This is a genomic window from Clostridium sp. CM027 (assembly GCF_024730565.1).
In the GTDB taxonomy this organism is placed as follows: domain Bacteria; phylum Bacillota; class Clostridia; order Clostridiales; family Clostridiaceae; genus Clostridium_AD; species Clostridium_AD estertheticum_B.
The window spans coordinates 3,572,876-3,588,136 of the sequence record NZ_CP077725.1 but is presented as its reverse complement, the minus strand read 5'-3'; the positions used below and the strand labels follow the sequence as shown (position 1 = coordinate 3,588,136).

General features: G+C 31.6%; 18 protein-coding genes and 1 pseudogene. 9 read left to right on the top strand and 10 right to left on the bottom strand.

Annotated features, from left to right (window positions below; translation table 11 throughout):
- Position 1: 1 nt before the first annotated feature.
- On the bottom strand, positions 2–1,102 hold the full coding sequence (locus tag KTC92_RS17080) for a toxic anion resistance protein (RefSeq protein ID WP_220286038.1): 1,101 nt from the start codon (positions 1,100–1,102) through the stop codon (positions 2–4).
- A gap of 106 nt (positions 1,103–1,208) precedes the next feature.
- Positions 1,209–2,840 (bottom strand): YceG family protein, encoded by a 1,632-nt coding sequence (locus KTC92_RS17075; protein WP_220286039.1) that lies wholly within the window; start codon positions 2,838–2,840, stop codon positions 1,209–1,211.
- Between the two features lie 401 nt (positions 2,841–3,241).
- Between KTC92_RS17075 and rsxC the strand changes: the two genes are divergently transcribed.
- The 7 genes from rsxC (at position 3,242) to KTC92_RS17040 (ending at position 8,921) form a co-directional block, all read left to right on the top strand.
- Entirely contained in the window at positions 3,242–4,564 is a 1,323-nt protein-coding gene (rsxC, locus tag KTC92_RS17070) for an electron transport complex subunit RsxC (protein WP_216301994.1), read from the top strand.
- A gap of 15 nt (positions 4,565–4,579) precedes the next feature.
- A complete protein-coding gene (locus KTC92_RS17065) occupies positions 4,580–5,500 on the top strand; it encodes an RnfABCDGE type electron transport complex subunit D (protein ID WP_216301993.1) in 921 nt (306 codons plus the stop codon).
- Complete coding sequence (locus tag KTC92_RS17060) at positions 5,501–6,067, top strand: RnfABCDGE type electron transport complex subunit G (protein WP_165411699.1); 567 nt, start codon at positions 5,501–5,503, stop codon at positions 6,065–6,067. It abuts the gene before it with no gap.
- On the top strand, positions 6,067–6,759 hold the full coding sequence (locus tag KTC92_RS17055; protein ID WP_216301992.1) for an RnfABCDGE type electron transport complex subunit E: 693 nt from the start codon (positions 6,067–6,069) through the stop codon (positions 6,757–6,759). Before KTC92_RS17060 ends, KTC92_RS17055 begins: the two co-directional genes overlap by 1 nt.
- 25 nt (positions 6,760–6,784) lie before the next feature.
- On the top strand, positions 6,785–7,372 hold the full coding sequence (gene rsxA / locus KTC92_RS17050; protein ID WP_216301991.1) for an electron transport complex subunit RsxA: 588 nt from the start codon (positions 6,785–6,787) through the stop codon (positions 7,370–7,372).
- A 6-nt stretch (positions 7,373–7,378) separates the two neighbouring features.
- Positions 7,379–8,197 (top strand): RnfABCDGE type electron transport complex subunit B, encoded by an 819-nt coding sequence (locus KTC92_RS17045; protein WP_220286194.1) that lies wholly within the window; start codon positions 7,379–7,381, stop codon positions 8,195–8,197.
- Between the two features lie 340 nt (positions 8,198–8,537).
- Entirely contained in the window at positions 8,538–8,921 is a 384-nt protein-coding gene (locus KTC92_RS17040; RefSeq protein ID WP_220286040.1) for a DUF3888 domain-containing protein, read from the top strand.
- A gap of 7 nt (positions 8,922–8,928) precedes the next feature.
- On the opposite strand, the pseudogene KTC92_RS17035 reads toward KTC92_RS17040, so the two are convergent.
- The 7 genes and pseudogenes from KTC92_RS17035 to KTC92_RS17005 all read right to left on the bottom strand — a co-directional run.
- A pseudogene (locus tag KTC92_RS17035) lies at positions 8,929–9,075 on the bottom strand (ATP-binding cassette domain-containing protein); the annotation flags it as partial.
- Positions 9,076–9,441: 366 nt separating this feature from the next.
- Positions 9,442–9,645: a helix-turn-helix transcriptional regulator gene (locus KTC92_RS17030; RefSeq protein ID WP_216277559.1), complete on the bottom strand. Its 204-nt coding sequence runs from the start codon at positions 9,643–9,645 to the stop codon at positions 9,442–9,444.
- Positions 9,646–10,077 carry a hypothetical protein gene (locus KTC92_RS17025; protein ID WP_216301990.1) on the bottom strand — a complete coding sequence of 144 codons (432 nt, stop codon included), beginning with the start codon at positions 10,075–10,077 and terminating at the stop codon, positions 9,646–9,648.
- Between the two features lie 502 nt (positions 10,078–10,579).
- Positions 10,580–11,083, bottom strand: coding sequence for a Gx transporter family protein (locus tag KTC92_RS17020; protein ID WP_220286041.1), 504 nt, complete (start codon positions 11,081–11,083; stop codon positions 10,580–10,582).
- Positions 11,084–11,106: 23 nt separating this feature from the next.
- Complete coding sequence (locus KTC92_RS17015; protein WP_165411695.1) at positions 11,107–11,493, bottom strand: NusG domain II-containing protein; 387 nt, start codon at positions 11,491–11,493, stop codon at positions 11,107–11,109.
- A complete protein-coding gene (locus KTC92_RS17010; RefSeq protein ID WP_216301989.1) occupies positions 11,477–12,406 on the bottom strand; it encodes an FAD:protein FMN transferase in 930 nt (309 codons plus the stop codon). The genes KTC92_RS17015 and KTC92_RS17010 overlap by 17 nt, the downstream gene beginning before the upstream one ends.
- Positions 12,407–12,797: 391 nt before the next feature.
- Positions 12,798–13,004, bottom strand: a complete 207-nt coding sequence (locus tag KTC92_RS17005; protein WP_165411693.1) for a hypothetical protein — start codon at positions 13,002–13,004, stop codon at positions 12,798–12,800.
- Between the two features lie 271 nt (positions 13,005–13,275).
- On the opposite strand from KTC92_RS17005, the gene KTC92_RS17000 reads away from it, so the two are divergent.
- Positions 13,276–13,857 (top strand): 5-formyltetrahydrofolate cyclo-ligase, encoded by a 582-nt coding sequence (locus KTC92_RS17000; RefSeq protein ID WP_220286042.1) that lies wholly within the window; start codon positions 13,276–13,278, stop codon positions 13,855–13,857.
- 37 nt (positions 13,858–13,894) lie between these two features.
- A complete protein-coding gene (locus KTC92_RS16995; protein WP_216301987.1) occupies positions 13,895–14,641 on the top strand; it encodes an HAD-IB family hydrolase in 747 nt (248 codons plus the stop codon).
- Between the two features lie 58 nt (positions 14,642–14,699).
- Here the strand turns inward: KTC92_RS16995 and KTC92_RS16990 are convergent, their stop codons facing one another.
- The gene (locus KTC92_RS16990) at positions 14,700–15,005 is read right to left on the bottom strand and encodes a hypothetical protein (RefSeq protein WP_216301986.1); all 306 of its coding nucleotides are present in this window, start codon (positions 15,003–15,005) and stop codon (positions 14,700–14,702) included.
- Between the last annotated feature and the right edge of the window lie 256 nt (positions 15,006–15,261).

The following is a 15,261-nucleotide window of genomic DNA, read 5'->3' as shown; positions in this document are numbered from 1 at the left end:
ATTAGCTTAAAGATTTTTGTTTTAGTTTTTCTGTCATATCATGTAATTTAACTATTCCGGCTTCTCTTAATTTTTTATTCTCATCTTCAATGTTCTTTGTTTCCTCTATCCCTTGCATAATAGTATTCCAAGTTTTCTCTAGCGTTTCTATTTTTACACTTGTTCCTCCAGCGAGTTTCGCTATGTCAACACTTTGACTTCTTATATTTTCGGCATTTTTCATTAATAATTCATTAGTAGTTCTGTCAAGCTCTGCTAAAGAATCCGATACTAGCTTTTGCTTTTTTAAAGCAATAGCTTGAATTATTCCATTTTTGAATACAGGTATAGTTATTATAAAAGCAGAATGAACTTTAGATATCAACTTATAATTTCCTCTTTGAATCATTTTAATTTGAGGGGCAGTTTGTAATGATACCATCTTAGCCATTTCCAAATCATAAATTCTCTGTTTTAACATTTCAACAGTGGCTTTAGCATTCTCGTAATTTATCATATTTATTTGTTCACCACTCGCTGCTAACGCCTCAAGTCTAGGAATATCTCCATTTTCATTTTTTTCAACAACCATATTTCCTGCTGCAATGTATTTTTCTAATTCTCCATAATACTCAAAATTCTGATTATATAAGTTTTCAAGTGATAAGTTAGAACTATTTATTTCCGCCTTATAACCACTAAGCGCCGTGTAAATTTTGTCTATTTCTCCTCCGATGGTTTTATACTTACCCATCATTTTGTCAATTGCCTTACCTGGTTTACTAAATAGCTTTGCAAGGAAACCCGTTTTGTTTTCCTCAAAATCTTGCTTATCAAATTTCTTCATTATACTTGTAAGTTCTTTTATCATAACACCTGAGTCTTCAACACTACTGCTTTTAATAGAATTTAATATTTGATCCGCAAATTTTGATATTTGCTGAGCCGGTTCATTTCCAAATTCTAATATTGCATTTGCATCTTTAATATTTATATTGGCTGCAATTTGCATCACTTGTGGTGAGACTTTAAGCTGCCGACTTATGCTTATTGCTTTTTGCTTTATAGCCTTATCTTCAATGTTTTCATCCTCGATTTTAAGTATTTGATTATTTTTTTCCATGTTTTTCTCCCCCTAATATCTCGTGCGCCTATGTTTTTCTAACTTATTTTTAAGATTTTTGTGCTATAGCATAAAAATCAGCTTTCACTTTTCAACTATCAAAATATTAACTACGGAACAAATTTTCAAAAAAACCTTTCTTCTTCTCAACATGTTTTTTAAAATGCAACTTAAAACTTACATTTTCTAATCTATGAATGTCATATTTCTCAGGAAATATAAAATTTTCTATGTCGTTATACCCTGAAGGGTTATATATAATTATATCTATTCCCATAGAATTCATAAAGGCAAGCATTATACAATCTTCGAAAGATAAGTTCCCATTTTCTTCATTATTATAAACTACAATTTTAGGAACTTCTTCTGGGTAATCATATGCTTGCAGTAATTCAAGTAATGTTGTATCTAAATTTATTAACACTGAGAAAATATCCACTTGCAAATCCCTTAAATCTTCCTGTTCAACGTTTATTATTACAGGATTAAGGCATAAGTCTTTAATTTTCTCTGCCATAGTTTTTTGAAGTCCAGACCTGAGCTCCTTGTATTTCCACCAAGATGAATTAAGCATTTCCGAAACATTGAACCCTGAAAAAATATTACTCGGGTATATTTTATTAAATTTTCCATATTCCAAATGTACTACATCCATTATAGGTAGTTCATTATAAAACTTAGTAAATTTCCCAGTTGATACCTCGTTAATTTCCTTCCAGTAAATATCAATATTTTCATGAGTGCCACAAATTTTTGAGAACATGTTGGGCACGACTACAGTTGAGTCTTTAACCTTAAACCCTTCCCTTATGTATGCCTTTTCCTTAATCCAAATATATATTTCCTCATATGTAGTATTAAGGGTTACTGCCTCTACATTATAATCTGAAAACTGCCACGGTCTATAAAACCCAGAATCATCCGTATACAATGTCTTATTAATCTCTTCTTTAGCATTGTATGCAGTGGTCTTAATTCTATCCTCAATATTAGAAGGGAACGGTTTTATTTCATAGTTACAATTATAAACAATTTCATTTGAAAAAGCATTATATTTATCAATTTCATGAAAAGCTCCAGCGTTTTTCGGATTAAAGTATAAAATATCGCAACCCAAGGTTGATAATAATATTAAATAAAAAACTTCTTCTCTTGAAATTTCTCCATAAAAGACTACCTTAGGATTAATTTTCATATAATCAAACTCTTCGAATAACTCTTTAGAATAAATATTTATCCAATGAATCACATAATTGATAATAACTTTAATTTTATGATTATCAATTATTTCATTGCTCTTAATATAATACTCTATTAGTCCCTTTAAATTATTTTTAATTTGTCTGAGCAAAACTTTATTAGATAAATTCGGAAAAAGTCCATTATCACTTATTAAATTTATAATTAAGGATACATCTAGAACTTCTCTTTTGAATACTTTTATCCAAATGTCATTTAATACATTTTGAAGTCTTATGCTAATGTCTTTATCTAATCCCTCACCAAACCGTATGTAACATGACCCTATTTTCTTTAATTCACTGTCTAAACTATGTAAATTTTCATAGTAATCTTTCTCATTATTTTTTATACCTATAAACCTATAAAAATAATTGGGAATAGTAACAACATTAGAATTATATTCAAATTTGCTTCTTTTATAAATCTTTGTTTTTAAACTATTTATGATATCCTCATTAATGTCTAAATTCACACTTTGGATCTCCAAATTATTCAAACTATTATTCTCCATATTCACCTTACCTTTTCAATTATATTTTCTCGTAAATATAGTTTATTATCCATATTAAGTATACCATATTAATCTTATATTTTTCATTGTAATATTCCTTAAGAACACATTTTATACCAGTGGAGTTATTGGAATAATCTCACTTTTTCATAAAAGTTTTTTTTCATAAAAGGTATTCTTTTATACATACAAAAGGTATAATATATATGGTATAGTGGATTTTAGTTGTAACTGCATTAAGCTTTTACACTTTTTTATTTTTTACAATCTTAGCTATAATTTTATAGTAGTATAACAGTTAATTATTGTTATACTACTATAAACCACTAAAGAGGGTAACAATTGATAATTGTTATGCCTCTCAGAGAACTACAAGGAGGTTTATTATGGGACTTTTGACTTTTAAAAAAGGTATTCACCCGAGTGGTAGTAAAGACTTAAGTATGCACAAAGCAATTCAAGATTTGCTTCCAAAGGGCAACTTAGTATTTCCTATGCAACAACATATAGGTGCACCTTGCGAACCTTTAGTAAAAAAAGGTGATAAAGTATTGGTGGGACAAAAAATAGGTGAATCCAAAGCTTTTGTATCTGCGCCAATATATTCAAGCGTATCTGGAACTGTAAAAGACGTAGCGCCGTGGCTACATAGTAATGGAACAATGGTATTGTCTGCCATTATCGAAAACGATAACACTTATGAAGAAGTGCTAACTATGACACCTCACAATGATTATGAAAAGCTATCAAAAAATGAAATCGTAACTATCATTAAAGAAGCTGGTATAGTAGGTATGGGTGGGGCATGTTTTCCTACACATATTAAGCTTACTCCTCCAGAGGGAAAAATTATCGACAGCATTATAATAAATGCTGCAGAGTGTGAACCATATTTAACTTGCGATTACAGAATGATGATGGAAAAATCCACTGAAATAGCTCTCGGCTTAAAAATTATTCTTCAAATGTTCCCTGGTGTAAAGGGATATGTTGGAATAGAAGATAATAAGCCTGATGCAATTGAAGCTATGAAAAAAGCTTGCAAAAGCATGGATAATGTACAAGTTACTCCACTTATTACAAAATATCCTCAAGGTGCAGAAAAACAATTAATTTATGCAATTACTGGTAGAGAATTACCTTCTGGTAAGCTCCCTGCAGACGTTGGATGCATAGTTCAAAATGTTGATTCTGTGTTTGAGATATATAACGCTGTAGTAAACGGTAGACCACTTATGGAGCGAGTACTAACCGTAACCGGAGAAGCAGTTAAAGAACCACTTAATTTAAGAGTAAAATTTGGAACTTCTATAGAAGAAGTTATCGAGGCTGCTGGTGGATTTAAAGAAGACCCCGTTAAAGTAATATCCGGTGGACCTATGATGGGAATGGCTTTAAGTTCATTAAAAACTCCCGTTATTAAAGGAACCTCGGGGATACTTTGTTTAACAAAACAGCAAGCTAAATTAGAACAAGAATCTAGCTGCATAAGATGTGGAAAATGCATGAACGCTTGTCCTATGTTTTTAAACCCTACAAAACTTAACTCTTTAGTTTTAAGAGGTAAGTACGATGAATTTGAAGAATACCATGGTATGGATTGCATTGAGTGTGCTTGTTGCTCTTATGTATGCCCAGCAAAACGTCATTTAACTCAAACTTGCCGTGAAGGTAAACAAACAGTAAATATCAATAGACGAAAAAAATAGATAGAGGTGACTTATATGTATACAGTATCTTCATCCCCACACATAAAATCAAATGATTCTGTGCAGGGCATAATGAGAGACGTAATAATAGCATTACTACCTGCTACCTTTGCCGGCATATATTTTTTTGGAATGCAAGCATTTTTAGTTACATTGGTATCTGTGCTATCATGTATTGCGGCAGAGGCTTTATGGCAGAAACTAACTCATAGAAAAATTACAATAGGAGATCTTAGTGCTGTGGTAACTGGTTTATTACTTGCATTTAATTTGCCCGCTGCTGTTCCGCTTTGGCTTCCTGCAATTGGAGGATTTTTCGCAATAATTATTGTAAAACAATTTTTTGGTGGAATTGGACAAAATGTAATGAACCCCGCTTTAGCCGCTAGAGCATTTTTACTTGCTTCTTGGCCAGTTCACATGACTAATTTTACCGTTGATGGTACTTCCGCTGCTACGGCACTTGGAATACTTAAAACTGGTGGTGACAATTTACCTAGTCTAATGAACGTTTTTATTGGTAATGTCGGTGGTTGCATTGGTGAAACTTCTGTACTTGCATTACTAATCGGTGGAGCCTATCTACTATATAGGAAAATAATAAGCTGGCATACTCCAGTAGTATTTATTGGTACTGTATTTGTTTTAACTGCTATATTAGGTAGAGATGGTTTAATGACTGGAAATGCATTATATGAAATTTGTGCTGGAGGCTTAATGATTGGTGCTTTCTTTATGGCAACTGATTATTCAACTTCGCCAATGACTAAAAAAGGACAACTTATCTTTGGACTTGGATGTGGAGTTTTAACCACAATTATACGTTTATATGGTGGTTATGCTGAAGGAGTATCCTACTCTATATTAATAATGAGCTTATTTGTTCCATTTATTGATAAGTTTACTGCTCCACGTATTTTTGGGGAGGTGAAATAATTGAAAGAAAATATTAAATTAGGTTTGATTTTACTTTTAATTACTGGAGTTGCGGGCTTCTTACTAGGCGGTGCCTATGAAATAACAAAAGCACCTATTGCTAATTCGATTGCTGCTGATAAGCAAGCTGCTATGAAAGCAATATTACCCACAGCTGATAAATTTGAAAAGACAGACGTGAAAATCAATGAAAAGATTTCTGAGGTTAACTCTGGCCTAAAGGGTAATGAAATAGCTGGTTATGCTATAAAAGTTGCTCCAAAAGGATACGCTGGCCCAGTAGAAATCATGGTTGGAATATCAAACGAGGGAAAAGTTACTGGGATTAAAATTTTAGCCCACACTGAAACTCCTGGTCTTGGTGCTAATGCTCCAGAACCTAAGTTTTCAGATCAATTTAAGAATAAACCTATAAACGAAAAATTAGAAGTTGTAAAAGTAGCTCCTTCAAAGGACAACCAAATACAAGCTATTACAGGTGCAACTATTACATCAAAAGCTGTAACTCTTGGTGTTAGCGATGCTATTGATTTTTACAACTCTTCATTGAAAGGAGCTGAAAAATAATGAGCGTATTTTCTGAAAGATTAAAAAATGGTATTGTAACCGAAAATCCAATATTTGTGCAAGTTCTCGCTATGTGCCCTACCCTAGCTGTTACCACAAGTGTAAAAAACGGCATAGGTATGGGACTAGCATCTACAGCAGTGTTGATTTTTTCTAATCTTTTTATATCATTATTAAGAAATGCAATACCTGATAAGGTTCGTATACCAGCTTACATTACAATAATAGCTGCTTTTGTAACATTAATTCAGTTTTTATTGCAAGGTTTTGTTCCATCTCTATATAAGTCACTCGGAATTTTTATTCCACTTATAGTTGTTAACTGTGTAATTCTTGGAAGAGCTGAATCATATGCTTCAAAACACAAAGCACTTCCTTCAATTTTTGATGCTATCGGAATGGGACTTGGGTTTACAGTAGCTTTAGCAATTCTGGGTGCAATAAGGGAATTACTAGGCGCTGGTTCAATATACGGATTTAAATTATTGGGAGCCTCTTTTCAACCTGCTATAATCATGGTTCTAGCACCTGGAGCTTTTATTACTCTAGGAATTTTAATGGCTCTACTAAACCAAAAAGCAATTAATCAAACAAATAAAGTTAATGATAAAATTGCACATTTTCATGAAATTGATCCAGTGACTGGCGCGTGTACTGGATGTGGGTCTTGTGCTCATAGTTGCAAAAAATAATTTTTTTTAAGAAAGGTGGATGGAAATGAGACTTTTTTCAATTTTTATAAGTGCATTTTTGGTAAATAACTTCTTATTAGTTAAATTCCTTGGAGTATGTTCTTTTCTTGGAGTTTCTAAAAAAACCGAAACTGCAAAAGGTATGGGACTAGCAGTAGTATTTGTTATGTTCTTAGCCTCATTCATGACTTATGGAGTCTATAACTGGATTTTAGTTCCTTTGAACATAACTTATTTATCAACACTATCATTCGTGCTAGTTATTGCAGCACTCGTGCAATTTGTTGAGATGGTTATCAAAAAAACTCAGCCAAGTCTCTATAAAGCGCTCGGAATATTTCTTCCATTAATAACAACTAATTGTGCTGTGCTTGGTATGGCTGTTATCAACATAGGTGAAAAATACAACCTAGTAGAATCCATGGTTAATGCCCTTGGAGCATCAGCTGGCTATATGCTTGCCATTGTACTTCTTTCAGGTTTAAGAGAAAGAATGGAAGAGAATGATAATATGCCACTAGCCTTTAGAGGTCTACCTATTTCACTAATTACAGCCGGACTCATGGCCATCGCATTTTTAGGCTTTAGTGGTTTAAAATTGGGGGGTATTTAAATGGATATAAATAATTTAATTTACCCAGTAATAAGCATTGGTGGTATAGGCCTTGTATTTGGTATAGTACTTGGTTATGCTAATAAGAAATTCTACGTAGCTGTTGATCCTAAAATACCACTAGTTAGAGAAGCATTGCCTAGTGCAAATTGTGGTGCATGTGGATTCGCTGGTTGTGATGCTTATGCTGCAGCTGTAGTTGAGGGCGGTGCACTCCTAAATGCATGCAGCGTAGGTGGAGCTTCTGTCGCTGAAAAAATCGGGGAAATAATGGGCGTATCCGTTGAAACCGCTAATCCACAAGTTGCCTTTGTTAAATGTAAAGGAACTTGCACGTTTGCTAAAGAAAAATATGAGTATGATGGAATCAAAGATTGCCGCCAAGCAGTTATTGCTCCTGGTGGTGGTCCTAAAGCTTGCGCTGATGGTTGTTTGGGTTTTGCAAGTTGTGTAAGAGCTTGTGAGTTCAATGCCCTTCACGTCATTGATGGTGTAGCTGTAGTATATAAGGATAATTGTGTAGCTTGTGGCGCATGCATTGCAGTATGCCCTAAGAATTTAATAGAATTAGTTCCAGCTACTCAAGAAGTACTTATTGAATGTAACTCAAAATCAAAGGGTAAAACAGTAAAAGATAATTGCGGTGTTGGATGCATTGCTTGCGGAATGTGTGCAAGAGTTTGCCCATCTAAGGCGATTGTTATGGTTAATAACTTACCTGTAATAGACTTTGAAAAATGTACACAGTGTGGACTATGTTCTACTAAATGTCCTACAAAGGTTATTTCAAAACCATTAAAAGCTCGTGAAAACTTAAGTAATTAATGAGAAAAGATAAGCAGAAGGTTTTAAACCTTCTGCTTATCTTTTTCATTTCAGCAATGTTGTGTAATATTATAGTATCTTTTAATCAAGAAATTCAACGAATTTTTTTCCGATAAAATTTTATTCTTACTTTTTCTTTCATATTTAAATCCACAATATACAATTGTTTAACTATCGTATAATTACGATTGGTTAACTATTTAAGAAAAAGACGTCTTAACTATAATACTAAATTTTATTATTATACTTTCTTTATTTACTGAGTATCATATAAAAAAATATGATTTACTAATAAAATAATACTTCTTACACAAACTATAATACATAAGGAGTTGATTTTATGAAAAAAGCATTTATTTCAGTATTATTAATAATATTAATAAGTTTAAGTCCAAAAAATGTTTATTCTTATACTAACTGTTATACAAATCAAGTGAAAAATGTTAATCAACAAGAACTATACAAAGGTAGTCTGTTGTCTCTTTTAAGTCCTTATATCTCTGATGAAGTAGATAAATATTATGGTCACCCTAAACAATATGACTTATGGGATGCAAAAATATCAAGTATAAAAAAAACGCCAGAAATGTTTGAGTACGAAATAACCGTACAAGTTGAAACCTTTACTGGGCCACATAACCCTCCAATGGCTATAGAAACAATAACTATACTAACAAGTCCAATGGGTACTAAAGTCGTAAACTTTAAACATAAGGCGGAATAAATTGCTTAAGTAAAGCTTTTAATGTGGTAGTCTTTCCTGCACCATTACGTCCGATAAAACCCATAATCGTTCCATGCTGCACAGAAAATGAAACATTCTTCAATTCAAATTTCTCATATCTCTTATTTAAATTTTGTATTGATAATACGTCCATACTCTTTTTTACAAGTTTCATAAATCATAGAATTATGATTTATGAAACTTGTAATATTGTGAAAAGGTGTTCTCCCCCTTCGAAGCATAGTAAAAGGATAGGAAATTTCTCCGGAAGTGACTTGAAATAAGAAGTGCAGGAACATTGAAATTTCATTTAGAAATTCTTGTTTTGCCAATATTAAATTCTCGTGAGCCTGACTAGAATGAAGGCTATCGAACCGGCTAAAAGCCGAATGTGAGTGTTAGAAAATTTAATATTGGCAAAAGATTAGAATTTCTTAATGGAATTTCACGTTTCAAACTCTTATTTCAATGCACGCAGGAGGCTTATCTTTTTCATTTTATTTATCTAAAGTTATATTTATTAATCAACAAATTTAAATAATTCTTCAACTGTCGTATTGAATACCTTGGCTATATCCATAGCTAATTTTAAGGATGGGTTATATCTCCCATTTTCTAAATGCACTATAGTTTCTCGTCTAACCTCCACTAATTTTGCAAGTTCAGCTTGCTTCATTAATGCTTTCTCTCTATACTCTTTAATGTTTGTATTTAGAATTGACACTTATTTGCAAATCCCCTTTCTATCATAATACATAAAGGATAATAATCTTATTATAGTGAATATAAATATGATTATCATTAACCAGACTCCTATTGCAAACTTTGAAATAACAAGCTCCTTATAAATTGTAAAAGCTGGAGATGTAAGTCGGTAGCTGAATATAACAATTGAAATTACTAAAAAATTCATACCAATCTTATTTACTTTAGATAATATACTGATTCCTAATTCATCAGTTATACCACTTAATCTTTTTTCATTATAGAAAAATATGGCCACCATCATAATTTCAAAAAGACCTTGAATAAACATGGAAGCACCCTTGTCAGGATTGATTACATTTAGTTTATACAGTAAGAAAACAATTAATTGATATAATGCTACTCCTAATTGCAGAACAAGCTTTGATTTAATACTCATTTTTGGATCCATAAAAGAAACCTCCCTAAAGTTATATATTTATAACATGTATGTTATAAATATATAACTTTAGGGAGATTTTGTCAACATAAAAGTTTAGATTCTATAATAGATTGTTTTCCCTATAGGCAGTGAGTAAGATTGTCCAAATCTTCCTTTTAGTATAAGCAGTGAAAGAGCTTGTGCCACATCAAATTTTCGTATGAATAATGAAGGAGAAAATCTGATGTGGACCAGCCTTTAACTGCGACGTCTTATTATGCCCAAAAGATGAAATTTCTCAGGAGTGACTTGCAATACGAAACGTAAAAACTATTGAAATTTGATTTAGAAATTCTTCTGTTGCGAATGTAAAATCCTCGTAAGACTGCCAGGACGGCAGTCTAGCGAACCTTAGCCAGGACGGCGAATGTGAGTGCTAGAGAATTTTACATGAGCAAAAGACTAGAATTCCTTAATCAAATTTCAAGTTTCGAGTTCGTATTGCAATGCTCACAAGAGAAATTTCATACTTTTATTTTAGTGGTAATATTTCTTCTAATCTACTTTTTAAAATACTAGATAGAATTCCAATAAAATACCCTGTAACAATCGCTGAAATTAATAATACCGGTAAATACACATATATTCTTAAATCATTAATTATAAAAGCGGCCACAAGTAGCTGACCTACATTGTGAAAAACAGATCCACAAACACTTATTGAAGGTATACTTAAGTGATTCTTAAGATACTTGTAAAGCAATACCATTACTATATTACTTAGCACTCCGCCTGCAATGCTAAACATAAAGGCTGACATGCTTCCACCAAAAATAGAACCTAATAAGGTTCTTAAAATCATTATTAAAAATGCTTCTTTCCACCCTAGTATTATTAATGCAACTAACGATATAGAATTAGCAAGCCCTAATTTTATTCCTGGAAATAGCACTGGAATCTGAGCCTCAATTAAATAAATAACTAATGCTATTGCAACTAACATACTGAGTAAAACCATTCTTTTAGTCTTTCCCATATTTTCACCTACATTTTTTTAATTTAAAAAGTCCCACCATCAATACCTTTATTTGCTTCGCCTTCAATACTAATCATAAGTTTATTAGGTAAACATACAATCATCCCACCTGGCTCTGATATACTTCCACTTTTAACACACTCTTTATGTGCACAATCAGAATCTTTTACCTTAACACCATCATGAGTAACTAGTATGGTATTATAATGGCCATCTTTTGTTTTTATAGTAAACTCTTGTGGCTCTTTTACCTTATTTAAATCAATAGTTCTAATCACTGTACCGGCGCTTTTAATAACTGCAATATTTTCTGACCCCTTGATTGCGATTTTGTATATTAAAGCTACACTAAAAGATATTACTACAATAATTAAAAGTATTATGAAAACTATTTTATCGCCCTTTTTCATAAATAAACTCCTTGTTCGTTAGGTTAAAACTATCTTTAAGGCCTGATGTAACATATATTTTTTTATCCGAGGTAACAAAAATAGCATCTACACCTTTAATAGACTCTATCAATTTAATCCCTTTTTCAAGTCCCATGATATAAGTACTTGTAGATAGTGCATCTCCATCAATTGATTTATCCGATACTATAGTTGTACTTATGATACCTTTATCTGCTGGATACCCAGTTTTAGGATCAAATATATGATGATACCGCACACCATCCTTTATAAAATATCTCTCATAATTGCCTGATGTAACCACGGATTTATCAGTAAAACTAACAGTTCCTAAGTATTCTCCACGCGTATCTAATGGATTTTGTATTCCTATATTCCAGCTAGTTCCGTCTGGTTTGCTTCCTACAGCATAAACATTACCACCTAAATTTATAAGCGCACTGCTAATCTTATTATCTATTAAAACCTTCTTTATTTCATCAGCCGTATATCCCTTTGCTATAGCGCCCAAATCTATAGCTTGGCTCGCTCGCCTTAACTTGATAGTTGAATTTTTTTCATCCAGAATAATATCATTATAATCAACTAGCTTTAATTTTTCATCAATTTCATTTTTTGTTGGAACTCTCTCCTTGTCAGTACCTATACCCCATAGCTTTACAATTGGTTCTATAGTTACATCAAGGGCACCTCCAGTTAATCTACCATATTTAACAGCTTCTTTTATTACGTAATATGTATCGGCGCTAAGTTTCTCACCTGAAATTCCAGATTTAGCATTTAATTTTGTAATTTCAGAAGTTTCAATATTAACAGACATTTTATCTTCTATATCATTTACCCTCTTTAATGCTTTCTCGGTTGCTTTTTCTGCGTTTCCACCATATACCTTTAATTGAACAATTGTGCCCATTAGGTAGGTCTCTTTTTCAACAGGTTTTGTATTACCTTTGCAAGATGTTAAAAGTATTGAAATAGACAATAATAACAGTATACGACATGTTTTACGTGAACCTTTTATGGTACATCACCACCCCTAGATTGTTTTTAAATACAATATATATTATAGCATATATGTATTTAAAATAACCTCCCTATATTACTTGAAATATCCATAAAAACACGTAAAAAGTTCTTTATGTCTTTGTAATTTTACAAACACTATTACAGATATAATAATATCAGACTTTTCAGAAAGCTACAATCATTTTTCAACTTTATCAATTTAAACTGCATTATAAAGAATAAAGGTATAGAATTAAAACTCTATACCCATTTTTGAATAATATTAAATTTATTTAATTCTAATAATCCCTTTGATCCCCATTTAAAATATTCTCTATTTCTACTGCTATTTCACGACCTTTTTTGTAAGAATTAAGCCTATCCTGTGGGATAGAGTCTTTATATCTGTCCTCACCTGAAAGAAAATCTACGATTCCTTTCTTTGCACTTGGCACATCTCCAACGTGGTCTATTCCATTAACTTCTCTTATTTTTGAATTGTCCATGAATATTCCTCCTTATATTTCTTAAAGATACCTAGTATTTTTTAATACTCCTGCATCTTTAATATTATAATTATAGACTTCCCAATTTATAATTTTTAATGTATTAATGCATTACTTGAGACTTATGGAAGTGTTATTTTGCTTAAGATTGGTTATCTAAAATAATATAAACTTATATATAATTCTATAAATTGCATATATGATAAACATATGTTATACTAATTTAAATTTTATAGTATAATATTTAAATAATTTCTAGGGGAGGGTACTTATGGAAGATAATCTTAAAGATACTTTAAGAAAAAATATGCTACATCAAAGAAAAAGTATGAAGATTCAAGATGTAAGTAATTTTAGCAATAAAATTATAGGCACAATTATGGAGTTACCTGAATTTATAAATTGCAAAAATATCATGTTATACCTAAGTTTCAATAAAGAAGTTGATACATATCCTCTTGCCAAGTGGTGTTTGGATAACGGTAAAACAGTAATTGCACCCTATTGCATACAATCTAAGCGAGAAATAATACCTTTTAAAATAAATAATCTTACTACTGATCTTTCTAAATCTAGTATTGGTGTTATGGAGCCAAAACATGACTCATTAGATAAAGTTAATATTGAGGATATAGATTTAATAATAGTTCCCGGCGTAGTATTTGATAAACATTGCAATAGGATAGGTTTTGGTGCTGGTTATTATGATAGATTTTTACCTAAAAAGACGAAACTTACTCCTACTATAGGCATAGCCTATGACTATCAAATAGTTGATAAAGTGCCCACTGGTGAATATGATGTGCCATTGGATTTCATAATCACTGAAAAAAGAATAATATTTCCCGAATAGCTAGTTTTAAATTTCTTAAAATAATTATATTATACCGATGTTGGAGGTGATCACTTTGAAAAAAAGAATAGCTGCTTTCTTTGATATTGATGGTACTCTCTATAGAGATAGTTTAATTAGTGAGGTATTCAAAAAATTGATTAAAAGCGAAATAATAGAAAATGATAAATGGTACAAAGAAGTAAAACCCTATTATGTTAAATGGGATAAGCGAATAGGAAATTATGATAATTACCTGCTTAAAATGGCTGATATTTATACCGAGGCCATAATTGGACTTCATAAGTGTCAAATCGAGTTTATTGCTAAGCAAATTGTAAAGCAAAAAGGGGATAGGGTTTATACCTACACCCGTGATAGAATTAAATGGCATAAGAGCCAGGGTCATATCATTATCACTGTATCAGGCAGTCCAATAGAACTTGTACGCGAAATGTCTATAAAATACGGGTTTGATGATTATATAGGAACAAAGTATCAATTGAATAAAGATAATATTTACACTGGTGCTATTATTCCTATGTGGGATAGTGTTAGTAAGCATGCCGCCATAGAACATTTTGTTTGTAAATATAATATTGATTTGGATCAAAGTTATGCTTATGGAGATACTTCCGGAGATTACTCTATGTTAAAGTTAATTAGTAACCCTACAGTAATAAACCCTACTAAAGAACTACTCCTAAAAATTCTAGACGATGATGCATTAAAAGAAAAAATTAATATAATGCTAGAAAGAAAAGATGTGGTTTACAAGCTAAAACCAGAGCACATTGAAATATAATATTTTAATCTAAAAAATTAAAAACAGAATGGAAGTCCGCAACCTTCCATTCTGTTTATTATTTTTTGGTTGAAAATTTCTTTTTGGATACTACCGAATAAACAATCCATATGAGAAATAAACTTCCAATTGTTATATTTGTTATTACATTTTTTAATAAAGGTAACCCTTGTCCGAGGAAAGTACCAATTAGAATCATTCCTCCCATTGAAATTAAAACAAGCTTATTTAGTTTTATATATTCATCTAAATTTTCGCCCTTATATTTTTTCCCCTGCTTCTTCTCAAAATTCAAACCAGAAACAACAGCCGATGCACCCATCATAATAAATATAATAGTAAATACACTATCGCCTATACCCATTTGGACTACCCCCATTCTACTTATCTTTAAGAATAGTATATCATAAGTATAGATGAAAGCGAAAAAAGTCTAGGGGTGCATAACAGTTAATAATTGTTATGCACCCCTAATGAATACCCAAAGTAGTACCTAAAAATCAGCTGAATAGCAACTTTGGAATTTCTCCGAAGTGACTTGCAATAAGAAACGTATAAGCTATTAAATTTGATTTAGAATTTCTTAATCGAATTTCCAGTTTTAAGTTCGTTTGCAATGC

What these genes read in the sequence shown, in the direction of transcription:
- KTC92_RS17010 (WP_216301989.1), bottom strand. Translation starts at nt 12,406, where the DNA reads ATGGGCACAATTGTTCAATTAAAGGTATATGGTGGAAACGCAGAAAAA.
- KTC92_RS17040 (WP_220286040.1), top strand. Translation starts at nt 8,538, where the DNA reads ATGAAAAAAGCATTTATTTCAGTATTATTAATAATATTAATAAGTTTA.
- KTC92_RS17025 (WP_216301990.1), bottom strand. Translation starts at nt 10,077, where the DNA reads ATGGATCCAAAAATGAGTATTAAATCAAAGCTTGTTCTGCAATTAGGA.
- KTC92_RS16995 (WP_216301987.1), top strand. Translation starts at nt 13,895, where the DNA reads ATGTTGGAGGTGATCACTTTGAAAAAAAGAATAGCTGCTTTCTTTGAT.
- KTC92_RS17055 (WP_216301992.1), top strand. Translation starts at nt 6,067, where the DNA reads ATGAGCGTATTTTCTGAAAGATTAAAAAATGGTATTGTAACCGAAAAT.
- KTC92_RS16990 (WP_216301986.1), bottom strand. Translation starts at nt 15,005, where the DNA reads ATGGGTATAGGCGATAGTGTATTTACTATTATATTTATTATGATGGGT.
- rsxA (WP_216301991.1), top strand. Translation starts at nt 6,785, where the DNA reads ATGAGACTTTTTTCAATTTTTATAAGTGCATTTTTGGTAAATAACTTC.
- KTC92_RS17080 (WP_220286038.1), bottom strand. Translation starts at nt 1,102, where the DNA reads ATGGAAAAAAATAATCAAATACTTAAAATCGAGGATGAAAACATTGAA.
- KTC92_RS17005 (WP_165411693.1), bottom strand. Translation starts at nt 13,004, where the DNA reads ATGGACAATTCAAAAATAAGAGAAGTTAATGGAATAGACCACGTTGGA.
- KTC92_RS17020 (WP_220286041.1), bottom strand. Translation starts at nt 11,083, where the DNA reads ATGGGAAAGACTAAAAGAATGGTTTTACTCAGTATGTTAGTTGCAATA.
- KTC92_RS17065 (WP_216301993.1), top strand. Translation starts at nt 4,580, where the DNA reads ATGTATACAGTATCTTCATCCCCACACATAAAATCAAATGATTCTGTG.
- rsxC (WP_216301994.1), top strand. Translation starts at nt 3,242, where the DNA reads ATGGGACTTTTGACTTTTAAAAAAGGTATTCACCCGAGTGGTAGTAAA.
- KTC92_RS17000 (WP_220286042.1), top strand. Translation starts at nt 13,276, where the DNA reads ATGGAAGATAATCTTAAAGATACTTTAAGAAAAAATATGCTACATCAA.
- KTC92_RS17015 (WP_165411695.1), bottom strand. Translation starts at nt 11,493, where the DNA reads ATGAAAAAGGGCGATAAAATAGTTTTCATAATACTTTTAATTATTGTA.